Genomic DNA, 20,142 nt, shown 5'->3' with positions numbered 1-20,142 from the left:
CATAATTCGCGCCCCTCGCAAGTAATTTGCCGGAATCGCGTATGAAGTTTCTCAGTTCTATCCTGTTCACTTGCGCCCTCGTCAGCGGTATCGCCCAGGCCTCCAGCAGCCAGGCCTGGAACGAGCAGCGCCAGCAGATGCTCAAGGCTTGCCTGGCCGCCAGCCAGTTCAAGGACGCCCACGCCCGCAGCAAGCCCGCCGAGTTCGATGACCAGGTGGGCATGAGCGCCCTGCTGATCGAAGGCGTCTACCCACAGAAACACATGCAGCATCGCACCGGTACCGAACTGTGCCTGTACGACCGCCAGCACCAGCGTGCCTTCGTCAGCGAATGGAGCCCGGAAGCCAAGTGACCGACAACCTGCGTTTCGCCTGTACCGGCTGCGGCAAGTGCTGCACCGGCCACCACGTGCCCTTGACCCTGGCCGAGGCGCGTCGCTGGGCGGACAGCGCCGGCCAGGTGGTGGTGCTGATCGAAGCCTTCGTGGCGGACGGGCCTGGCATGCCGGTAGAACAACGTGATCATGTGCTGCGTCGTTCCCATCCCGTGCCCTGCGGCGACAGCGAGGCACGTGTATCGGTGACTTTTGCCGCGTTCAACCCCGGGCGCTGCCGCAACCTCGACGACAACGACCTGTGTACCATCTACGACCAACGGCCGCTGGTCTGTCGCATCTACCCGGTGGAAATCAACCCGCATATCCCGCTGCGGCCAGACAGCAAGGATTGCCCGCCGCAAGCCTGGCAGCAGGGGCCGGAGCTGATTCACGGCACGCAACTGGTCGATGCCGGGCTAGAGGCGCTGGTGCAGGCCTCGCGCCAGGCCGACCGCGATGACATCGCCGCCAAGGTAGCGGTGTGCCAGGCGCTGGGGATGACCACCAGTGCGCTCAAGGGCAACGGGTTTACTGCCTATCTGCCGGACATGGGGGCGTTTGCTGCAGCTTTGGCGCAGGTTCCGGAGAATGCCCGGGCGCAGTGGACCCTGCATGTGGAGGATGAGGCGCTGGTGACGAGCTTGCAGGAACATGGATTGCGCACCACCAACGAGCCCCCGGTGTATTACGCCTTTATCAGCTTCTAGCTATGCCTTTGCAAGGCAACTGCCTTGCTAAAGAACCAAAGCCTGCCGCGTCCCCTGTGGGAGCGGGCGTGCCCGCGAACACCGGCGCAGCCGGTGCCATCCACCGCGTTGTATTCTTCGCGGGCATGCCCGCTCCCACAGGGGTCGCCGTTCGCATGCCACGAAACTGACAGTGCTGTCAGCCAGCGGTCACGCTGCCGACCCGGTTCGGGGACTATAAAGTTGACTACAGCTCTCTTTCCTCACCAATGGCCAAGGTGCCCGCACCGATGCGACGTCCGTCCCGCCCTGTCATCCTCGCCGCCCTGGCACTCCTGGTCCTGGCGGTAGCGGGCATCTGGTTCGGCCAGCGCCAGCCAGCACCTGCCGCCCGCGCGCAAACCGCCGTCCCGGTGCGCGTGGTCAGTGTTGTCCAGCAGAACGTGCCGCACTATGCCAGCGCCATCGGTTCGGTGCTGTCGCTGCACAGCGTCGAGGTGCGCCCGCAAGTGGAGGGGGTACTTACCCAGGTGCTGGTCAAGGAAGGCCAGTGGGTGAAGGAAGGGGACCTGCTGGCCACCCTCGACGACCGAGCCATCCGCGCCAGCCTCGATCAGACTCGTGCCGAACTCGGCCAGAGCCAGGCGCAGATCCAGGTCGCCAATGTCGACCTGCAGCGCTACCGCCTGCTGAGTACCGACAACGGCGTGTCGAAGCAGACCCTCGACCAGCAGCAGGCCTTGGTCAACCGCCTGCAAGCCACGGTAAAGGGCAACCAGGCGGCCATCGCCAATGCCGAGGTGCAGCTTTCGTACACGCAAATCCGCTCGCCAGTTACCGGCCGGGTGGGAATCCGCAATGTCGACCCCGGCAACCTGGTGCGTACCAGCGATACCCGCAGCCTGTTCAGCGTTACCCAGATCGACCCGATCGCCGTCGAATTCGCCCTGCCGCAGCAAATGCTGCCGACCCTGCAGAGCCTGCTGAAGGCGCCCACCCCGGCACCGGTGCAGGCCTACATGGACGCCGACGGCGAACGCAGCCTGTTAGGCGAAGGCCACCTGGCACTGATCGACAACCAGATTTCCGCCACCACCGGCACCGTTCGGGTAAAAGCCGAGTTCGACAACAAGGACGGCCGCCTGTGGCCGGGCCAACTGGTCACCATCCGCCTGCTTACGGCCGTGGAAGAAAACGCCCTGGTGGTGCCGCCGCCGGTGGTACAGCGCGGTGTCGACGGGCACTTCGTCTACCGCCTGGACGGTGACAAGGTCACCAGTGTACCGGTCAAGGTGCTGTACCAGGACAGCGGGCAAACCATCATTGCCGGGGTCAAGCCGGGCGAGCGCCTGGTGCTCGACGGCCAGTCGCGGCTCAAGCCGGGTTCACGGGTCGAAGTGGCCCCCGACGCCCCCGCTCCTTCGGAAATGGCCGACCGCCGGAGCCAGCCATGAACACGCGCAACGGTGTTTCGGCCTGGTGCATCGACCACCCCATCGCTACCTTGCTGCTGACCTTCGCCCTGGTGCTGCTGGGGGCCATCGCCTTCCCTCGCCTGCCGGTGGCCCCTCTGCCGGAAGCCGACTTCCCGACCATCCAGGTCACCGCCCAGCTGCCCGGCGCCAGCCCGGAAACCATGGCTTCGTCGGTAGCCACGCCGCTGGAGGTGCAGTTCAGCGCCATCCCCGGCATGACCCAGATGACCAGCAGCAGCGCGCTGGGCTCGACCACCCTGATCCTGCAGTTCACGCTCGACAAGAACATCGACACTGCCGCCCAGGAGGTGCAGGCGGCAATCAACACCGCCACTGCGCGCCTGCCGCAAGATCTGCCCAACCCGCCGACCTGGCGCAAGGTCAACCCGGCCGACAGCCCAGTGCTGGTGATGACCGTCAGCTCCAGCCAGATGCCCGGCAACGACCTCAGCGACTACGCCGAAACCCTGCTGGCGCGCCAGCTGAGCCAGATCGAAGGGGTAGGCCTGATCAACATCACCGGGCAACTGCGCCCGGCGATCCGCGTGCAGGCGCAACCCGAGAAGCTGGCAGCCATCGGCCTGACCCTGGCCGACCTGCGCCAGGCCATCCAGCAGACCAGCCTGAACCTGGCAAAGGGAGCGCTGTACGGCGAGCACAGCGTGTCGACCATCGCCGCCAACGACCAGTTGTTTCACCCCGACGATTACGCCCAGCTGATCGTCTCCTACCGTGACGGTGCGCCGGTGCACCTGAGGGACGTGGCCAAGGTGATCAACGGCGCCGAGAACGCCTACGTCAAAGCCTGGTCCGGCGACCAGCCAGGGCTGAACCTGGTGATCTTCCGCCAGCCCGGCGCCAACATCGTCGATACCGTGGACCGGGTAATGGCCGCCCTGCCAAAGCTGCAGCAGATGCTGCCAGCTTCGGTCGAAGTGTCGGTGCTTCAGGACCGCACCCAGACCATCCGTGCTTCGCTGCATGAAGTGGAGCTGACCCTGATGATCGCCGTGGCCCTGGTGATCGGGGTGATGGCGCTGTTCCTGCGCCAGTGGTCGGCGACCCTGGTGGTGTCCAGCGTACTCGGCGTGTCGCTGATCGCCAGTTGCGCGCTGATGTACGTTTTCGGCTTCAGCCTGAACAACCTGACCTTGGTGGCCATTGTCATCTCGGTGGGCTTCGTGGTCGACGATGCCATCGTCGTGGTGGAAAACATCCACCGTCACCTGGAGGCCGGCGACGACAGCCGCACGGCAGCGCTCAAGGGCGCCGGGGAAATCGGCTTCACCGTGGTGTCGATCAGCTTCTCGCTGATCGCCGCGTTCATCCCGCTGTTGTTCATGGGCGGCGTGGTCGGCCGGCTGTTCAAGGAGTTCGCCCTTACCGCCACGTCCACCATCCTGATTTCGGTGGTGGTTTCGCTGACCCTGGCGCCAACCCTGTGCGCATTGTTCATGCGCCGCCCGCCCAGTGAGCACAAGGATGGCTTCGGCGAACGGCTGGTCAGGTGGTACGAAAAGGGCCTGGACCGCGCCCTCGCCCACCAGCGTTTGACCCTCGGCGCCTTTGGCGTGACGCTGGCACTGGCGGTGCTCGGTTACATGGCCATTCCCAAGGGCTTTTTTCCGCTGCAGGACACTGGCTTCATTCTCGGCACCAGCGAGGCAGCGGCGGATGTGTCCTACCCCTCGATGATCGAGAAGCACCAGGCGTTGGCAAAAATCATCGGCGCCGACCCGGCAGTGCGCGCGTTCTCGCACTCGGTGGGCGTCACCGGCAGCAACCAGACCATCGCCAACGGCCGCTTCTGGATCGCCCTGAAACCGCGTGGCGAACGCGATGTCTCCGCCAGCGAACTGATCGACCGGCTGCGGCCCAAGCTGGCCCAGGTGCCGGGCATTGTCCTGTACATGCGTGCCGGCCAGGACATCAACCTCAGCTCCGGCCCGTCGCGCACCCAGTACCAGTACGTACTCAAGAGCAACGACGGCATGGCACTGAACCTGTGGACCCAACGCCTGACCGAGCGCCTGCGGGAAAACCCGGCGTTCCGCGACCTGTCCAACGACCTGCAACTGGGCGCCAGCGTCACCCGCATCGATATCGACCGCCAGGCCGCGGCACGTTTCGGCCTGACCACCACCGACGTCGACCAGGCGTTGTACGACGCCTTCGGCCAGCGGCAGATCAGTGAATTCCAGACCGAGACCAACCAGTACAAGGTGATCCTCGAACTGGATGCCCGCCAGCGCGGCAAGGCCGAAAGCCTCAATTTGTTCTACCTGCGCTCGCCATTGACCAACGAGATGGTGCCGCTGTCGGCAGTGGCCCATGTGGCGCCGCCCAGTACCGGGCCGCTGTCGATCAGCCACGACGGCCTGTTCCCGGCGGCCAACCTGTCGTTCAACCTGGCCCCTGGCGTGGCCTTGGGCGATGCAGTGACCATCCTTGAGCGCACCCAGCGCGAGCTGGGCATGCCCGATTCCATCAGCGGCAACTTCCAGGGCGCGGCCCAGGCCTTCCAGAGCTCGCTGTCGAGCCAGCCGTGGCTGATCCTGGCCGCGCTGGTGGCGGTGTACATCATTCTCGGCGTGCTGTACGAAAGCTTCGTCCATCCGCTGACGATCATCTCCACCCTGCCGTCGGCCGGCCTTGGCGCGCTGATTCTGCTGTGGGCCATGGGCCAGGACTTCAGCATCATGGGGCTGATCGGCGTGGTGCTGCTGATCGGCATCGTCAAGAAAAACGGCATCCTGCTGATCGACTTCGCCCTCGAAGCCCAACGCCGCCAGGGCCTGACCCCGCAGCAGGCGATCCACCAGGCCTGCCTGACGCGCTTCCGCCCGATCATCATGACTACCCTGGCCGCCTTGCTCGGCGCGCTGCCGCTGATGTTCGGCTTCGGCACCGGTGCGGAACTGCGCCAGCCACTGGGCATCGCTGTGGTTGGCGGCCTGCTGGTGAGCCAGGCGCTGACGCTGTTCACCACCCCGGTCATATACTTGGCCCTGGAGCGCCTGTTCCACCGCCGCCAGGCCGCCCGTGCGGCGGCGCCCAGTGCCAGTTAGGACAAGACCATGCGTGTGCTGATCATCGAAGACGAAGAAAAAACCGCCGACTACCTGCACCGCGGCCTCAGCGAGCAGGGCTTTACCGTCGACCTGGCGCGGGACGGCATCGATGGCCTGCACCTGGCCCTGGAAGGTGATTACGCGGTGATCGTGCTGGATGTGATGCTGCCGGGCCTGGACGGTTATGGCGTGCTGCGCGCCCTGCGCGCGCGCAAGCAGACGCCAGTGATCATGCTGACCGCCCGCGAACGGGTCGAAGACCGTATCCATGGCCTGCGCGAGGGTGCCGATGACTACCTGGGCAAGCCGTTCTCCTTCCTCGAACTGGTCGCCCGCCTGCACGCCCTGACCCGCCGTAGCAGCAACCATGAACCGCTGCAGGTGCAGGTGGGGGACCTGAACATCGACCTGATGGCGCGCAAGGTAACGCGCGCGGGCCAGCGCCTGGAGCTGACGGCCAAAGAATTCTCGCTGCTCAGCGTGCTGGCCCGACGGCAGGGCGAAATCCTGTCGAAAACGGCGATTGCCGAGCTGGTCTGGGACATCAATTTCGACAGCGATGCCAATGTCGTCGAAGTGGCGATCAAGCGCCTGCGCGCCAAGCTCGATGGGCCATTCGACAACAAGTTGCTGCACACCATCCGAGGCATGGGCTATGTCCTGGAAAACCGTGCGGGGTAATTCCATCGCACTGCGCCTGTCGGTACTGTTCATCCTGGTGGCGCTGGGCGTGTTCCTGCTGATCGGCTCGGCACTGTACCGCCAGGTCGACCGCAGCCTCGACTTGCTGCCGCAGGCCGAGCTGGATGCACGTTTCAGCGTGCTCGAATCCACCCTCAACCGCTTCGGCACCCCGGAGCACTGGGTCAAGATCAACAACAAGCTCAACCTGCTCAGTGAGGAGGACAAGCGCATCCGCTTCTGGGTGGTCAGCAGCGACCCGGCCTACGAATACGGCCACCCCAGCGAGCTGGTCCGCGCCTTCGCCGAAGGCCCGCAGGGCATGCGTGACCTGCGCCTGCCCGACCGCCTCTACCCTTACAAGGTGCTGGTCAGCGAGCTGCCGGCACTGGGCGAGCGACCGCCGCTGCGCTTTCTGATCGGCATCGACACCGAAACCTTCTGGCAGGCCCAGCACAGCCTGCTGGTGGCGATTGTCGGGCTGGCGGTGCTCGGCGTGCTGCTGGCCTCGCTGCTGGGTTATTGGGTGGCACGCATCGGCCTGCGCCCGTTGCTGGCGTTGTCCAACGAGGCCCAGGCGCTGGCCCCGCCACGCCTGGACGGGCGCCTGCAAACCGAGGACCTGGCACCGGAGCTGGCCCAATTCGCTGGCGCCTTCAATGCCGCACTGGACCGGGTCAGCCAGGCCTATACACGGCTCGAAGCCTTCAACGCCGACGTCGCCCACGAATTGCGCTCGCCACTGACCAACCTGATCGGCCAGACCCAGGTGGCACTGACCCGCGGGCGCAGCGCCGAGCACTACTTCGAAGTGCTGCAATCGAACCTTGAGGAACTGGAGCGCCTGCGCAGTATCATCAACGACATGCTGTTCCTGGCCAGCGCCGACCAAGGCAGCAAAGCCACCGCCCTGACCCAGGCTTCGCTGGCCGAGGAGGTGGCAACCACCCTCGACTACCTGGACTATATCCTCGAAGACGCGCAGGTCAGCGTAAGCGTGCACGGCGATGCCCAGGCGCCCATCGAAAAGGCGCAGCTGCGCCGGGCGCTGATCAACCTGCTGAACAACGCCGTGCAGCACACTGCACCGCACCAGGTGATCGAGGTGCAGATCGCTGCCGGGCCGGAGCAGGTCAGTATCGCCGTGAGCAACCCGGGCCCGGCGATCGACGATGCGCACCTGCCGTTGCTGTTCGAACGCTTCTACCGGGTGGATGCGGCACGCAGCAACAGTGGGGGCGGTAACCATGGGTTGGGGTTGGCGATCGTCAAGGCGATTGCGCTGATGCATGGTGGGGAGGTGTTTGTGCGTAGTGGAGCGGGGCTCAATACTTTCGGCATCCAATTGCCAGTTCTGAGGCATGCGCAGTCTCTGTAGGAGCGGCCTTGTGTCGCGAAAGGGCTGCGTAGCAGCCCCGGCAATTGTTGCTGTGGCACAAAACCTGGGGCCGCTTCGCGCCCCATCGCGACACAAGGCCGCTCCTACAAGGATCGCGCAAGTGCTCTAGGCTGGGGGTTTGCGGCGAAAGTCCAATTGCTTTTCCAGCGATAATTACCTTTTACGCAACAGTGCTTATCGCACTTCGCTCTGTTTCAAGTGCATTGAAAGGACTAACTTTACCCCTGTCCTCATTAGCACTTGCACCGCAAGAAGGTAGTTTCAAATGTCCAACAGTATGGGTATTGCCAGCGTCTTCGTCCTGTCTTCCCTGTTGTTGTCGCCCCTGGCCATGGCCGAAGAATCCAATGCTTTCGTCACCCGTAATGCCGAGTTCGCCGCGGTCCACCAGGAGGCCCGCGAAGCCGTAGCCGCACAGCAGGCCGACACCGCAAAAGACGCAAACCAGACAGCCTCCAAGGTTTCTGTCGATGCCAATGCCGACAGCTGATCAAACACTGTCGCTGCTCCCGTTTTCCCTTGGCTACGCCATGGGCACCACAGGTGCCGATATGTTAGCCTTTTAAAGCCGCTGCCGATCAGCGGCTTTTTTTATGTGCTTTAACTATCAGCCCAGCTGTAACGTCTCCCTATAAAAAAGATGCACATTCGAAAATAACAACTGCCCCACCGCCACACCAGAGGAGCTAGTACCGGTGCCTTCCGCGTTTCGTTTTACCCCGCTGTTCCTTGCGTTGACTGCAACGATCCCTTTCGCCGCCCAGGCAGATGAAGACAAGGCTGATGGCTTCATCGAAGGCTCGTCCTTCAACCTGCATTTGCGTAATGCCTACTTCAACCGCGATAACCACAACGCTGGCGTGCGCGACACCCGCGAGTGGGGCCAGGGCGCGGTTGCACGCTTCGAATCGGGCTACACCCCGGGCGTGGTCGGCTTTGGCCTGGACGCCCACGCCATGCTGGGCCTGAAACTCGACGGCGGTGGCGGCCATGCCGGCACCAGCATCCTGCCCGAGCACATCAAGGACGACGGTGAGCTGGGCGCTGCCCCGCACGCGTTCTCCACTGCAGGTGCCGCAGTCAAGCTCAAGGCGTTCGGCACCGAGCTGAAAGCCGGCGACCTGTTCCTGACCAACCCGGTGATCGCCGGCGGCGAATCCCGCATGCTGCCGCAGACCTTCCGTGGCGTGAGCCTGACCAATACCAGCATCGAGGGCCTGCTGCTCGAAGGCGGCCAGGTGAGCTTCACCAAGCCGTACAACCAGAGCGGCCACCGTCGCATCGACACTTACTACGGCTCGCTGGACGAGCATGACAAGAGCAAGCACCTCAACTGGGCCGGCGCGTCATGGAGCGGGACTCCGAACATAACCGCCAACCTGTATGCGGCCGAGCTGAAGGACATCTGGAACCAGTATTACGCCGACTTCGACTACACCTACGTGGTCAACGACCTGATCAGCCTGAACCCTGGCGTGCACTTCTATCACACCCAGGACACCGGCCAGGCACTGCTGGGCAAGATCGACAACAACACCTACAGCGTGCACTTCACCGTCAACGCCGGGTACCACAGCGTCACCGCCGCCTACCAGCGGGTCAATGGCAACACGCCGTTCGACTACATCAACCTGGGCGACAGCATCTACCTGGACAACTCGCGCATGTACTCGGACTTCAATGCGCCGAACGAGCGTTCATGGAAGCTGCAGTACAACTATGACTTTGCCGGTGTGGGCATCCCTGGCCTGACCACGGCGCTGTCGTACTCGCGCGGTGAAGCCGACCTGACCAAGGCCAGCCAGGACACCACCCACTACGACTACTACCGTGCCGATGGCAAGAACGCCATGCACTGGGAACGCGACCTGGACGTGAAGTACGTGTTCCAGGAGGGCGACCTGAAGGACCTGTCGGTGCTGGTGCGCTATGCCACCCACCGTGGCAGCCAGGGTTACGCGTCGATCGACAGCAACAGCGACAACGATGAACTGCGCGTGATCGTGGATTACCCGTTGAACGTGTTCTGATCCCGGTTTACAGGGAGCGCGCGTAACCTCTGTGGGAGCGGGTTCACCCGCGAACACCGGCGAAGCCGGTGCCAGACACCGCGTTGGTTTCTTCGCGGGTGAACCCGCTCCCACAAGGGCTTGTGATAGGACCAAAACACGGTATACCGTGATTCCGTCGGACAAATCTTGTCCGACAAACCCCGCTTCCCTAGAATGTCGCCGCCGCGAACGGCCCTGCCCACGCAGTAGCGAGCATGACCCCCCGATCACCGCGTTTCGCACTCTACAGGTCGCACCCCGAGCTGATCCTCAACCTGGGCAGTTGCCTTGCCGTGCTCGCCATCGTGGCCATCGTCAGCTACCTGCTGGCGCGCGAGCGCGATAACGTCGAGCTGGCGGCGCTCCGCTCGTCCAACAATATCGTCCAGCTGATCGAAAGCGACATCCTGCGCAACGTCGAACTCTACGACCAGTCGCTGCAGAGCCTGATCTGGGCGGTCGGGCGCAAGGAACTGCCGGAAATTCCCGGCCCGGTGCGCCAACGCTTGCTATTCAATGAAGCCTTCGTCGACCGCAAACGCGGTGACGTGCTGTGGCTGGACAAGCACGGCAACGTAGTGGGCGATTCCACCAGCAGCGTGCCACGCAAAGCCAACTTCGCCGACACCGGGGTTTTCCAGGCGCACCTGCACAACGCCAACCTCGGCCTGCTGGTGGGCCCGCCGTTCAAGGCCACGCTCGGCGACCTGGACTGGTGCATCAGTTTCAGCAGGCGCATCTCCGGGCCCAATGGCGAGTTCAATGGTCTGGCCGCCGGTGCGCTGCGCCTGTCTTACTTCAGCGACCTGTTCCGGCGCCTGGATATCGGTGATGACAGCAGCATCAGCCTGTTCAATACCGACGGTCAGCTGCTTGCCCGCCAGCCATCACGGCCACAGGATCCGCTCATAGGCACCAACTACGCCAATCGCGCCAATTTCAAGCGCATACTCAACGACCAGAGCGGTAGTTTCACCGCCCGCTCTGGCAGCAGTGCCAAGCTGCGCATGTATACCTTTGCCCGCGTCCCGCAGCTGCCACTGATCTTGCTGGTGGCTCACTCCGCCGACGAGGTGTTCCAGTCCTGGCGCCGCACAGCGATTGTCGTCAGCGTCGCCACCGGCGTACTGTGCGCAGGAATCCTCTGGCTGACCCTGTTGCTGGGGCGCGAATTGCGCCGCCGTCAGGAGGCCGAACAGTGCCTGGCAAGTCTGGCCGCTACCGACAGCCTGACCGGCCTGGCCAACCGCCGCCACCTGGACCAGGTACTGCGCCAGGAATGGGCCCGCTCCCAGCGCAACCGCAAGCCGCTGGCGGTGCTGATGGTGGATGTGGACCATTTCAAGGCGTTCAACCAGCGCCATGGTCACGCCGGTGGCGACCATGCCTTGCGCGAAGTGGCCAAAGCCATCGAGGCATGCATCCGTCGCCCGGCGGATCTGGCGGCACGCTATGGGGGTGAGGAATTTCAGGTAGTGCTGCCGGAAACCGACCTGGCCGGTGCGCAGCTGCTGGCCGAGCGCATCCGCGCCAGCGTCGAGGCGCTGGCCCCGTTCGCCGACGACGCCCATTCGGTCACGGTGAGCATCGGCATCGGCCTGTCGGGCACCCAGCACGACCTGGCGAGGGTGCTGGGTGCTGCAGATGAAGCGCTCTACCGGGCCAAGGCCAAAGGCCGCAACCGGGTAGAGGGGCCTGCCGACTAGCTGTGAGCGCGGGCGGCGTTGCGCAGGGCCCTTACCTGGTCATGGTTGCGCTGCACGCCTTGCAGCTGTTTTTCCACCAGGCTGTAGGTCTGGTCGCTGGCAGTGCGGCCCAGCTTCACCAGTTTCTCACGGGCTTCCTTGTAGGCCTTGAGGGCATGGTCCTCGCCTCGCTCCACCTCGTTCAGCACCGCTTCCTCATCCTTGCCGGTTACCATCGCCTTGAGGTTGACCCAACCCCGATGCAGGTCACCGCTGATGCTGGTGGAAGTTTCCGGGTCGCCACCCAGGCGGCGCACCTCGCTCTGCAATTCACCGGCAGCATTGGCACACTCACCGGCACGTTGCACGAAGAACGCTTTCAGTTCGGGGTTCTTCACATCATCGGCCGAGGCCTTGAAGCCTTTCTCGCCATCCTTGCTGTACTCGATCAGGTCGTTGAGCACGTCGATCACGTCTTTGTTGGGATTGCTCATGGCACAAACTCCTTGGCAGGTGATAGTCACCTGTAAGAGAGCAGCGTTCGTGCCAACCGGCGCCAATCAATAAAATTCTTTGGAATCAGCTAGATACCGTTATCAGGTTGGCGCTGGAACCCGGCGTTCTGCATGATTGCCGCTTGGGCCTTCGTGCAGATTGCAGTATGGTCGGCGCTTTTCCACAGCCAGGTGCGCCGATGATGAAGCCGGAAACCCTCGAACTGCTGGTGACCCGCACCATGCCGTTCGGCAAGTATCAGGGACGAATCATTGCCGACCTGCCGGGGGATTACCTGGCCTGGTTTGCGCGCAAGGGTTTTCCGGCGGGTGAATTGGGCGGCTTACTGGCGTTGATGCATGAGGTCGACCACAACGGGCTGGGCGATCTGCTGGTGCCGTTGCGGCAGAAGCATCGGCGCTAGCCTGGGCTGGCCCCTTCGCGGGTAAACCCGCTCCCACAGGTTCTCTGCAAGCTTGAAAACTGTGCAGTACCTGTGGGAGCGGGTTCACCCGCGAAGAGGCCAGTGAGACCAACTGAAATCTCTAGCCCTTTACCGGCGCCACCGCCAACTCCACCCGCTCGCTCTTCTTGATCACCGCATACACCACCGCCGTCAGCAAGCTGCCCGCCACGATCGCCAACAGGTACAGCAGCGCATGGTTGATCGCATTGGGGATCAGCAACACGAACAGCCCGCCATGCGGCGCCATGAGCTTGCAGCCGAAGTACATCGACAAAGCCCCGGTCAATGCCCCACCGGCCACGCTGGCCGGGATTACCCGCAGCGGGTCCTTGGCGGCAAACGGGATTGCCCCTTCGGAGATGAAGCACAGCCCCAGCGCCAGGGCCGCCTTGCCCGCTTCACGCTCGCTCTGGGCAAACTTGCGTCGGGCCAGAATGCTGGCGATACCCAGGCCGATCGGCGGCACCATGCCGGCTGCCATGGTCGCCGCCATCGGCGCATAGCTCGACGAAGCCAACAGCCCCACCGAGAAGGCATAGGCAGCCTTGTTGATCGGCCCACCCAGGTCGACACACATCATGCCGCCCAGCAACAGGCCCAGCAGGATGGCGTTGGTGGTGCCCATGCTGTCGAGAAAGTGGGTGAGGCCTTCCAGCATCGCCGCCACCGGCTGGCCGACCACGTAAATCATCACCAGGCCGGTGAACAGGCTGGCCAGCAGTGGGATGATCAGGATCGGCTTGAGTGCCTCCAGGCTGCTGGGCAGGCGCGCCCAGCGGGCAATGGCCTTGGCGCTGTAACCGGCGAGGAAGCCGGCGACGATACCACCGATGAAACCGGCACCCAGGGTGCTGGCCAGCAAACCACCGATCATGCCGGGCGCCAGCCCCGGTCGGTCAGCGATGGACCAGGCGATATAGCCCGCCAGCAGCGGCACCATCAACTTGAACGCAGCTTCGCCGCCGATCTGCATCAACGCGGCCGGCAACGTGCCCGCCTCTTTATAGGCCTCGATACCGAACACGAACGACAGGGCAATCAGCAGGCCGCCAGCCACCACCATCGGAAGCATGAACGACACGCCGGTGAGCAGGTGCTTGTATACCCCGGCCTTCTCGCCCTTTGCTGGCGTGGTTGCCGCTGCGGCATCGCCGTTGTTTTCCACCCTGCCTTCGGCCAGGGCCTTGTCGAGGGTGGCACGAGCCTGCTTGAGGGCGATACCCGTGCCACAACGGTAGATGCGCTTGCCGGCGAAACGCGCAGTGGGCACTTCGATGTCGGCGGCCAGTAGCACTACATCGGCTGCGGCGATGGCTTCGGCAGACAAGGGATTGCGCGCACCGACCGATCCCTGGGTTTCGACGGTGAGCTGGTAGCCCAGTTGCTGCGCTGCCTGCTGCAAGGCTTCCGCGGCCATGAAAGTATGCGCAACGCCCGTCGGGCAAGCCGTGACAGCAACGATGCGGGCGCCAGCGCCGCCAGCCTCGGCCGGGCTGCCTGGCACTGTGGCCAGCAGCCGGGCGTTGGAAGCCGCTTCATCAAGGAAGCCTTCGCGGTCGGCCAAAGCCTGGGATGGCGTACTCTGGTACACGCGCTTGCCGACGAAACGCCCCAGATCCACCGGGCCGGTGCTGACCACCAGCACCCAGTCGGCCTCGGCGATCTGCGTGGCGCTCAGTTGCCGCTCGGGGTGGCCGGCGACCTGCACTTCGACGCTGGTACTCCAGCCCCGCCGCTGGGCTGCGGCGGACAGCAAGCGCGCGCTCAGCACGCTCGACACCTGGCCGTTGGGGCAGGCAGTGACAATGGCAATGTTCATCGGCAACCCTCTTGTTGTTCTGTCAGTTGCACACCGGCTTCCAGACGCGCCAGTTGCTCGCGGTCACGAATGCCGAAACCAACCTGGGTAACAGCCTGTGCAGCGATCGCGGTGGCGCGGGTCAAGGTCCGCGCCGGGGCCTCGCCCAACAGCAAACCGTGGACCATGCCGGCCACCAGCGAATCACCTGCGCCTACCGTGCTGGCAACCTGCACCTTGGGTGGGCAAGCATGTACGGCATGGTTTTGGGTAAACCAGCTGACGCCCTGTTCACCCGCCGACACCACCACGTGTTCTACGCCACTGGCCAGCAGGCGCTCGGCAGCGGCGCGCTGCTGCGCCGGGTTATCCACAGCCAGGCCAAGCACCTCGCCCAGCTCTTCGGTATTGGGCTTGACCAGCCAGGGCGAGCTCTGCAGGCCGACACGCAGGGCTTCGCCGCTGCTGTCCAGGGCCACCTTGAGGCCTAGCGACTTGAGCTGTTCGAGCAACTGGCGGAACCAGTCGGCACTGATCCCGCGCGGCAGGCTGCCAGCCACCACCACCGCATCGTGGCCCGGGGCAATCTGTGCCAGGCGGCGCAGCAATGCACTGCACGCCGCTTCGTCGACTTCCGGACCTTGGCCGTTGATGTCGGTGACACGGCCATCGGCTTCGACCAGCTTGATATTGCTGCGGGTTTCCCCCGGTACGCGGACAAAGCAGTCGACGAAACCGCGCCAGTCGATCAGCGCCTCGAAGGGTTGCAGGTTATCGCGCCCCAGGAAGCCGCCAACCGTGACGCTGTGCCCCAGGTCGGCCAGCACCTGGGCGACGTTCAGCCCCTTGCCCGCGGCGTGGCTGTGCTGCTCCTGGCTACGGTTGACCTGCCCGGGGCGCAGGGTATGCAGGCCGATGGTGATGTCCAGCGCCGGGTTCAGGGTGAGGGTGAGGATCTTGGCCATTCAGTAACGCTCCACCAGCGCGCGAACCGCTGCGGCGCTGTCCTGTTGCAGGGCCTCGCGCGCCAGGGCGCGGGCCGTCTGGTAATCGGCCTGGCGAACCAGGGCCTTGACTTCGGCAATGCTGCGCGCGGCAACGCTGAGCTCGTCCACATCCAGGCCCAGCAGCACGGCCACTGCCTGCGGGTCGGCCGCAAGCTCGCCGCACACACCCACCCACTTGCCATGGGCATGCGCTGCGCGCACGGTCATGTCGATCAGGCTGAGCACCGCCGGGTGCAGGCCGTCGGCCTGGGCCGAGAGGCTGGGGTGGCCACGGTCGATGGCCAGGGTGTACTGGGTCAGGTCGTTGGTGCCGATGCTGAAAAAGTCCACTTCGCGCGCCAGTTGGGGTGCCAGCAGCGCTGCCGAGGGCACTTCGACCATGATGCCCAGTTGCAGGTCGGCTACCGGGATTTCGGCACGCAGGCGCTCGACCATGGCGCGCGCCTCGCGCCATTCGTGCACCTGCCCGACCATCGGGAACATGATGCGCAGCGGGCGCTGGTCGGCAGCGCGCAGCAAGGCCCGCAACTGGTCTTCCATCACCTGCGGACGCTGCAGGGTAAGGCGCACGCCGCGCACGCCGAGGAACGGATTTTCCTCGGCAGCGATCGGCCAGTACGGCAGCGGTTTGTCACCACCGACATCAAGGGTGCGCACCACCAGCGGGCGCCCGTCGAGGCCATCGAGCACGCGGCGGTACTCGGCTTCCTGGGTCGCAACGTCCGGCGCCTGGGGGTGAGCCATGAAAATCAGCTCGGTGCGCAGCAGGCCCACGCCTTCGGCGCCCTGCTCCACTACCTTGGCGATGCCATTGCTCTCGCCAATGTTGGCGAACACCTCGACCGCGTGGCCATCGCGGGTGACCGCCGGCTCGAAGCGGTTGGCCCAGGCGGCCTGCAAGCGTTGCTCGCGCAGGTCGCGCTCGGCCAGGGCCCGTTGCAATTCATCCGCCGGCGGCGCCACGCTGACCACGCCACGCTGGCCATCGAGCAGCAACGGCGTGCCACTGTCCAACAGCAGTATCGACGCACCCGCGCCGACCACCGCCGGAATGCCCAGGGCACGGGCGACGATGGCACTGTGGGCGGTGGCGCCGCCCTGGGCGGTGACGATACCGGCGACGCGGCTCGGGTCCAGCCGGGCGACATCGGACGGGCCCACTTCGGTCATCACCAGCACGTAGGGTTGCTCGGGTTCAACCTGGGCCGGCACGCCACACAACTGCGCCAGCACGCGGCGGCCGATGTCACGCAGGTCGGCCGCACGCTCGGCGAGCAAGGCATCGTGCAGCGATTCCTGCTGGCGCGCCGCCGCCTCGATCACCGCCATCCACGCTGCCGCGGCACTTTCGCCCTGGCCCAGGCGCTGCTCGACATCGTCGGTCAGGGCCGGGTCGGCGAGCATTTCCTGATGGGTGACGAAGATTTCGCCAATGGCCTTGTCGCTACGCTGGACCAGGGCCTGCAGCTCGCCATTCACGGCCGCCACGGCTTCACGCAGCTTCTGCCGCTCATGGGTGCAGGACTCGCCGCGCAGGGGGTAGTCGAACTCACGCTCCACACACACATGCGCCGGGCCACTGGCAATACCCGGCGCAGCACCCACACCCTGGATGCGGCTACCGGCTTCGGGCGCTTGCAGCACTTCGGCCACATCGCCGGCTACGGCCGCCGTGCTCTGTGGCAGTGGCTCCACCTCTTCGCCGAGGCCCTCTTCGATGGCGGCCAGCAGCACCGGCAAGGCATCGGCGGCGATGCCTGGCTCAGCTACCAGTTCCAGCGCCTGGCCACGTCGGGCGCCTAGGCTGAGCAGCTTGCTCAGGCTCTTTACCGACACCGCCGGCTGAGCGCTGTCGACCAGGCGTACACGGATTTCCCCCTCGAAACCTTTGGCCAGTTGCGCCAATACCTTTGCCGGGCGGGCATGCAGACCGTGCGGGTTGGCCAGTACGACACGCGCGCTGGGCCAGTCCGCAGGCGCCTCACCGCCTAGCACTTCCAGTACCGCACGGCTGCTGGTCGCCTGGTAGAGCATCTGCCCGCGGCCTTCGATCAGCACTTCGCACAGGCGCTCGAGCAAGGCCTGGTGGGCCGCACCGAGGCTGGCCAAGCAGAACAGGCCGTTGAGCGGCTGGTCGCGGTAACGCAGCGGCTGCTGCGGGGTGATGAAGGCCAGGCCCGGCTGGCGAACCTGGCGCTCGCTGTGCAGCCACCACAGGCCCTCACCCAGCGGCAGCGGCTCGGCCTGCTGCAGCAGGGCGGCAAAACCGTTGTCGACGCAGTCGGCACGCTGCAAAAGGCGGGCGCCACGCCAGGCCAGCTCATCGAAGTCTTCGGCCGGCACGCTCAGGCCGACCAGTTGGGCATCCAGCGCCAGTTCCTGTGGCGCGCCCTGCAACAGTTTCAGCAAGGCCTCGGCGGAACTGGCGCGGCGCAGTGCTTCGGCCAGGTCGGTCTCGCCCAGGGCGCGGGTAAGCAGTTGCAGCAGGCGCAGGTGCTCGTCGGAGCGGGCGGCAATGCCGATGGCCAGGTAGACCATCTGGCCATCGCCCCAGTCCACACCCTCGGGAAACTGCAACAGGCGTACGCCGGTGGCATACACCAGGTCACGGGTCTGCGGCGTGCCATGGGGGATGGCGATGCCCTGCCCAAGGAAGGTTGAGCCTTGTGCCTCGCGGGCCTGCAGCCCTTGCAGGTATCCGTCGGCGACCAGGCCGTCAGCGAGCAGCCGGTCGGCCAGCAGGCACAATGCCTCGGCCTTGTCGGCGGCCTTCTGGCCCATGGCTATTTGCTCTTTGGCGAGCTCGAGCATGACCTTCTCCTTTTGCAGTTCCCGGTCGGGTACTGGAGTATTGTTGTGAAATTCACATGAACGGCCAGTTCAACAGCCTTGCACGGATGGCAGCCGAGGCAGAAAATTCGGCAGCTGAAACGATTAATCTGACCAGGCGGCCACGTTACTCGATAATCTGCCGAGGAAAAAGCCCCATCCTGTCGGACAATTGCGACAATGGTCGTCTGCGCGTGGCGCCCGTGCCGGGTCAAACTACCCGGTCCGGCTTCACAGCCAGCCCCGGTAATAACAAGGAAAATTCGGTGAAACTCAGCGATATCGCCCGTCTGGCCGGTGTGTCCGTGACCACTGCCAGCTACGTCATCAATGGCAAGGCCGAACAGCAGCGCATCAGCAACAGCACTGTCGAGCGGGTACGCGCGGTGGTCGAGGCCCACGGCTTTACCCCCAACCCGCAGGCCGCTGGCCTGCGCAGCCGGCATACCCGCACCCTGGGCTTCATTCTCCCGGATCTGGAGAACCCCAGCTACGCCCGCATCGCCAAGCAACTGGAACAAGGGGCCCGCGCCCGAGGCTACCAGTTGCTGATCGCCAGCAGTGACGACCAGCCCGACAGCGAGCGCCAGTTGCAGCAGCTGTTCCGCGCCCGCCGTTGCGACGCATTGTTCGTCGCCAGTTGCCTGCCACCGGAAGACGACAGCTACCGCGAACTGCAGGACAAAGGCCTGCCGGTGATCGCCATCGACCGCCGCCTGGACCCTGCGCACTTCTGCTCGGTGATCAGCGACGACCGCGATGCCAGCCGCCAACTGGCGGCCAGCCTGCTGAACGCCGCGCCGCGCAGCATCGCGCTGATCGGTGCACGCCCCGAGCTGTCGGTCAGCCAGGCCCGTGCCGGCGGCTTCGACGAAGCGCTGCAGGGCTATGCCGGCGAAGTTCGCCGCTATCAGGGCGAAGCGTTCAGCCGTGAGTGCGGCCAGCGCCTGATGCAGCAGCTGATCGACGAGCTCGGCGGCTTGCCGGATGCCCTGGTGACCACCTCCTACGTGCTGCTGCAAGGGGTATTCGACACCCTGCAGGCGCGCCCTGCCGATTCGCGCCAACTACAACTGGGCACCTTTGGCGACAACCAGTTGCTCGACTTCCTGCCGCTGCCGGTGAATGCCATGGCCCAGCAGCATGGCCTGATTGCCGCCACCGCCCTGGAACTGGCACTGGCCGCGATCGAGGAAAAGCGCTACGAACCTGGCGTGCATGCCGTCGGTCGAACGTTCAAGCAACGGATTACAGCGGCCTGACCATGCGCCTGATCGACACCCACACCCACCTGGACTTCCCCGACTTCGAAGCCGACCGCCCGCGCCTGCTGGCCAACGCGGAGGCGCGAGGGGTGGAGCGGATGGTGGTGCTGGGGGTGTATCAGGCGAATTTCCAGCGGGTATGGGACCTGGCCTGCGCCGACCAGCGCCTGTTCGCTGCGCTCGGCCTGCACCCGATTTACCTCGACCAGCATCGGCCGGAGCACCTGGTGCAGTTGCGCGAGTGGCTGGCGCGCCTGCACGGCGACCCTCGGCTATGTGCCGTGGGCGAGTTTGGCCTGGACTATTACCTGGAAGACCTGGACAAGGCCCGCCAGCAGGCGCTGTTCGAAGCACAATTGCAGATGGCCTGCGACTTCGACCTGCCCGCCTTGCTGCACGTGCGCCGCAGCCATGCCCAGGTGATCGCCACGCTCAAGCGCTACAAGCCGGCGCGGGCGGGGGTGATTCATGCGTTTGCCGGCAGTTATGAAGAGGCTCGTGAGTACATCAGGCTGGGCTTCCGGCTTGGGCTGGGCGGTGCGGCTACCTGGCCGCAGGCCTTGCGGCTGCGCAAGACCCTGGCGCGGTTGCCGCTGGACAGCGTAGTGCTGGAGACCGATGCGCCGGACATGGCGCCGGTGATGTACCCGGGGGTGAGGAACAGCCCGGAGCATTTGCCGGAGATTGCCGCGGCGTTGGCGCAGGTGATGGGGGTGGATGTCGCGGAGCTGGCTGAGGCCAGCAGCCGCAATGCTTATGAGTTGTTCAGATGGTAGACCTGGCGCGGTCGCTGTAGGAGCGGCCTTGTGTCGCGAAAGGGCCGCAACGCGGCCCCGGCAATTTATGCGGCGAAGCTG

Annotated in this window: 16 protein-coding genes; 12 read left to right on the top strand and 4 right to left on the bottom strand. The window is 64.9% G+C overall.

From position 1 onward, the window contains the following. The first annotated feature begins 41 nt into the window (after window positions 1–41). The 9 genes from CAF70_RS07955 (at window position 42) to CAF70_RS07905 (ending at window position 11,446) form a co-directional block, all read left to right on the top strand. Window positions 42–353, top strand: coding sequence for a hypothetical protein (locus CAF70_RS07955; protein ID WP_085623806.1), 312 nt, complete (start codon window positions 42–44; stop codon window positions 351–353). Next, window positions 350–1,084: a YkgJ family cysteine cluster protein gene (locus CAF70_RS07950; RefSeq protein WP_085623804.1), complete on the top strand. Its 735-nt coding sequence runs from the start codon at window positions 350–352 to the stop codon at window positions 1,082–1,084. The genes CAF70_RS07955 and CAF70_RS07950 overlap by 4 nt, the downstream gene beginning before the upstream one ends. Window positions 1,085–1,353: 269 nt before the next feature. Further along, the gene (locus CAF70_RS07940; RefSeq protein ID WP_085623802.1) at window positions 1,354–2,517 is read left to right on the top strand and encodes an efflux RND transporter periplasmic adaptor subunit; all 1,164 of its coding nucleotides are present in this window, start codon (window positions 1,354–1,356) and stop codon (window positions 2,515–2,517) included. Next, window positions 2,514–5,606 carry a multidrug efflux RND transporter permease subunit gene (locus CAF70_RS07935; RefSeq protein ID WP_085623801.1) on the top strand — a complete coding sequence of 1,031 codons (3,093 nt, stop codon included), beginning with the start codon at window positions 2,514–2,516 and terminating at the stop codon, window positions 5,604–5,606. Before CAF70_RS07940 ends, CAF70_RS07935 begins: the two co-directional genes overlap by 4 nt. 9 nt (window positions 5,607–5,615) lie before the next feature. Then, window positions 5,616–6,290: a heavy metal response regulator transcription factor gene (locus CAF70_RS07930; RefSeq protein WP_085623799.1), complete on the top strand. Its 675-nt coding sequence runs from the start codon at window positions 5,616–5,618 to the stop codon at window positions 6,288–6,290. Further along, window positions 6,265–7,668: a heavy metal sensor histidine kinase gene (locus CAF70_RS07925; protein ID WP_085623797.1), complete on the top strand. Its 1,404-nt coding sequence runs from the start codon at window positions 6,265–6,267 to the stop codon at window positions 7,666–7,668. Before CAF70_RS07930 ends, CAF70_RS07925 begins: the two co-directional genes overlap by 26 nt. A 286-nt stretch (window positions 7,669–7,954) precedes the next feature. After that, window positions 7,955–8,179 carry a hypothetical protein gene (locus CAF70_RS07920; RefSeq protein WP_085623795.1) on the top strand — a complete coding sequence of 75 codons (225 nt, stop codon included), beginning with the start codon at window positions 7,955–7,957 and terminating at the stop codon, window positions 8,177–8,179. Window positions 8,180–8,384: 205 nt separating this feature from the next. After that, window positions 8,385–9,719: an OprD family porin gene (locus tag CAF70_RS07915; protein ID WP_085623793.1), complete on the top strand. Its 1,335-nt coding sequence runs from the start codon at window positions 8,385–8,387 to the stop codon at window positions 9,717–9,719. A 236-nt stretch (window positions 9,720–9,955) separates the two neighbouring features. Further along, entirely contained in the window at window positions 9,956–11,446 is a 1,491-nt protein-coding gene (locus CAF70_RS07905) for a sensor domain-containing diguanylate cyclase (protein ID WP_085623791.1), read from the top strand. Here CAF70_RS07905 and CAF70_RS07900 read toward each other — a convergent pair. Further along, window positions 11,443–11,919, bottom strand: a complete 477-nt coding sequence (locus CAF70_RS07900) for a PA2169 family four-helix-bundle protein (protein ID WP_085623789.1) — start codon at window positions 11,917–11,919, stop codon at window positions 11,443–11,445. The two genes, CAF70_RS07905 and CAF70_RS07900, sit on opposite strands and share 4 nt — an antisense overlap. Before the next feature lie 203 nt (window positions 11,920–12,122). On the opposite strand from CAF70_RS07900, the gene CAF70_RS07895 reads away from it, so the two are divergent. Further along, on the top strand, window positions 12,123–12,344 hold the full coding sequence (locus CAF70_RS07895; protein ID WP_016393933.1) for a DUF3820 family protein: 222 nt from the start codon (window positions 12,123–12,125) through the stop codon (window positions 12,342–12,344). Window positions 12,345–12,465: 121 nt separating this feature from the next. On the opposite strand, the gene CAF70_RS07890 is transcribed toward CAF70_RS07895, so the two are convergent. Genes CAF70_RS07890 through ptsP form a run of 3 tightly spaced genes read right to left on the bottom strand, consistent with a single transcriptional unit; the run spans window position 12,466 to window position 18,002 of the window. Further along, window positions 12,466–14,205: a PTS fructose-like transporter subunit IIB gene (locus CAF70_RS07890; protein ID WP_085623787.1), complete on the bottom strand. Its 1,740-nt coding sequence runs from the start codon at window positions 14,203–14,205 to the stop codon at window positions 12,466–12,468. Next, window positions 14,202–15,149, bottom strand: a complete 948-nt coding sequence (gene pfkB, locus CAF70_RS07885; RefSeq protein WP_085623785.1) for a 1-phosphofructokinase — start codon at window positions 15,147–15,149, stop codon at window positions 14,202–14,204. The genes CAF70_RS07890 and pfkB overlap by 4 nt, the downstream gene beginning before the upstream one ends. Then, a complete protein-coding gene (gene ptsP, locus CAF70_RS07880) occupies window positions 15,150–18,002 on the bottom strand; it encodes a phosphoenolpyruvate--protein phosphotransferase (RefSeq protein WP_085623783.1) in 2,853 nt (950 codons plus the stop codon). 284 nt (window positions 18,003–18,286) lie between these two features. Here ptsP and cra point away from each other — a divergent pair, with 284 nt between their 5' ends. Both cra and CAF70_RS07870 read left to right on the top strand, forming a co-directional pair. Next, a complete protein-coding gene (gene cra, locus CAF70_RS07875) occupies window positions 18,287–19,282 on the top strand; it encodes a catabolite repressor/activator (protein ID WP_085623781.1) in 996 nt (331 codons plus the stop codon). Between the two features lie 2 nt (window positions 19,283–19,284). Beyond that, on the top strand, window positions 19,285–20,061 hold the full coding sequence (locus CAF70_RS07870; protein WP_085623779.1) for a TatD family hydrolase: 777 nt from the start codon (window positions 19,285–19,287) through the stop codon (window positions 20,059–20,061). Window positions 20,062–20,142 lie beyond the last annotated feature (81 nt).

Source organism: Pseudomonas sp. B19(2017), assembly GCF_002113165.1.
Lineage (GTDB): Bacteria > Pseudomonadota > Gammaproteobacteria > Pseudomonadales > Pseudomonadaceae > Aquipseudomonas.
This window is presented reverse-complemented; position numbering and strand designations above follow the sequence as displayed.

What these genes read in the sequence shown, in the direction of transcription:
- CAF70_RS07890 (WP_085623787.1), bottom strand. Translation starts at nt 14,205, where the DNA reads ATGAACATTGCCATTGTCACTGCCTGCCCCAACGGCCAGGTGTCGAGC.
- ptsP (WP_085623783.1), bottom strand. Translation starts at nt 18,002, where the DNA reads ATGCTCGAGCTCGCCAAAGAGCAAATAGCCATGGGCCAGAAGGCCGCC.
- CAF70_RS07905 (WP_085623791.1), top strand. Translation starts at nt 9,956, where the DNA reads ATGACCCCCCGATCACCGCGTTTCGCACTCTACAGGTCGCACCCCGAG.
- CAF70_RS07930 (WP_085623799.1), top strand. Translation starts at nt 5,616, where the DNA reads ATGCGTGTGCTGATCATCGAAGACGAAGAAAAAACCGCCGACTACCTG.
- CAF70_RS07935 (WP_085623801.1), top strand. Translation starts at nt 2,514, where the DNA reads ATGAACACGCGCAACGGTGTTTCGGCCTGGTGCATCGACCACCCCATC.
- CAF70_RS07920 (WP_085623795.1), top strand. Translation starts at nt 7,955, where the DNA reads ATGTCCAACAGTATGGGTATTGCCAGCGTCTTCGTCCTGTCTTCCCTG.
- CAF70_RS07900 (WP_085623789.1), bottom strand. Translation starts at nt 11,919, where the DNA reads ATGAGCAATCCCAACAAAGACGTGATCGACGTGCTCAACGACCTGATC.
- CAF70_RS07895 (WP_016393933.1), top strand. Translation starts at nt 12,123, where the DNA reads ATGAAGCCGGAAACCCTCGAACTGCTGGTGACCCGCACCATGCCGTTC.
- CAF70_RS07870 (WP_085623779.1), top strand. Translation starts at nt 19,285, where the DNA reads ATGCGCCTGATCGACACCCACACCCACCTGGACTTCCCCGACTTCGAA.
- CAF70_RS07925 (WP_085623797.1), top strand. Translation starts at nt 6,265, where the DNA reads ATGTCCTGGAAAACCGTGCGGGGTAATTCCATCGCACTGCGCCTGTCG.
- CAF70_RS07955 (WP_085623806.1), top strand. Translation starts at nt 42, where the DNA reads ATGAAGTTTCTCAGTTCTATCCTGTTCACTTGCGCCCTCGTCAGCGGT.
- CAF70_RS07940 (WP_085623802.1), top strand. Translation starts at nt 1,354, where the DNA reads ATGCGACGTCCGTCCCGCCCTGTCATCCTCGCCGCCCTGGCACTCCTG.
- pfkB (WP_085623785.1), bottom strand. Translation starts at nt 15,149, where the DNA reads ATGGCCAAGATCCTCACCCTCACCCTGAACCCGGCGCTGGACATCACC.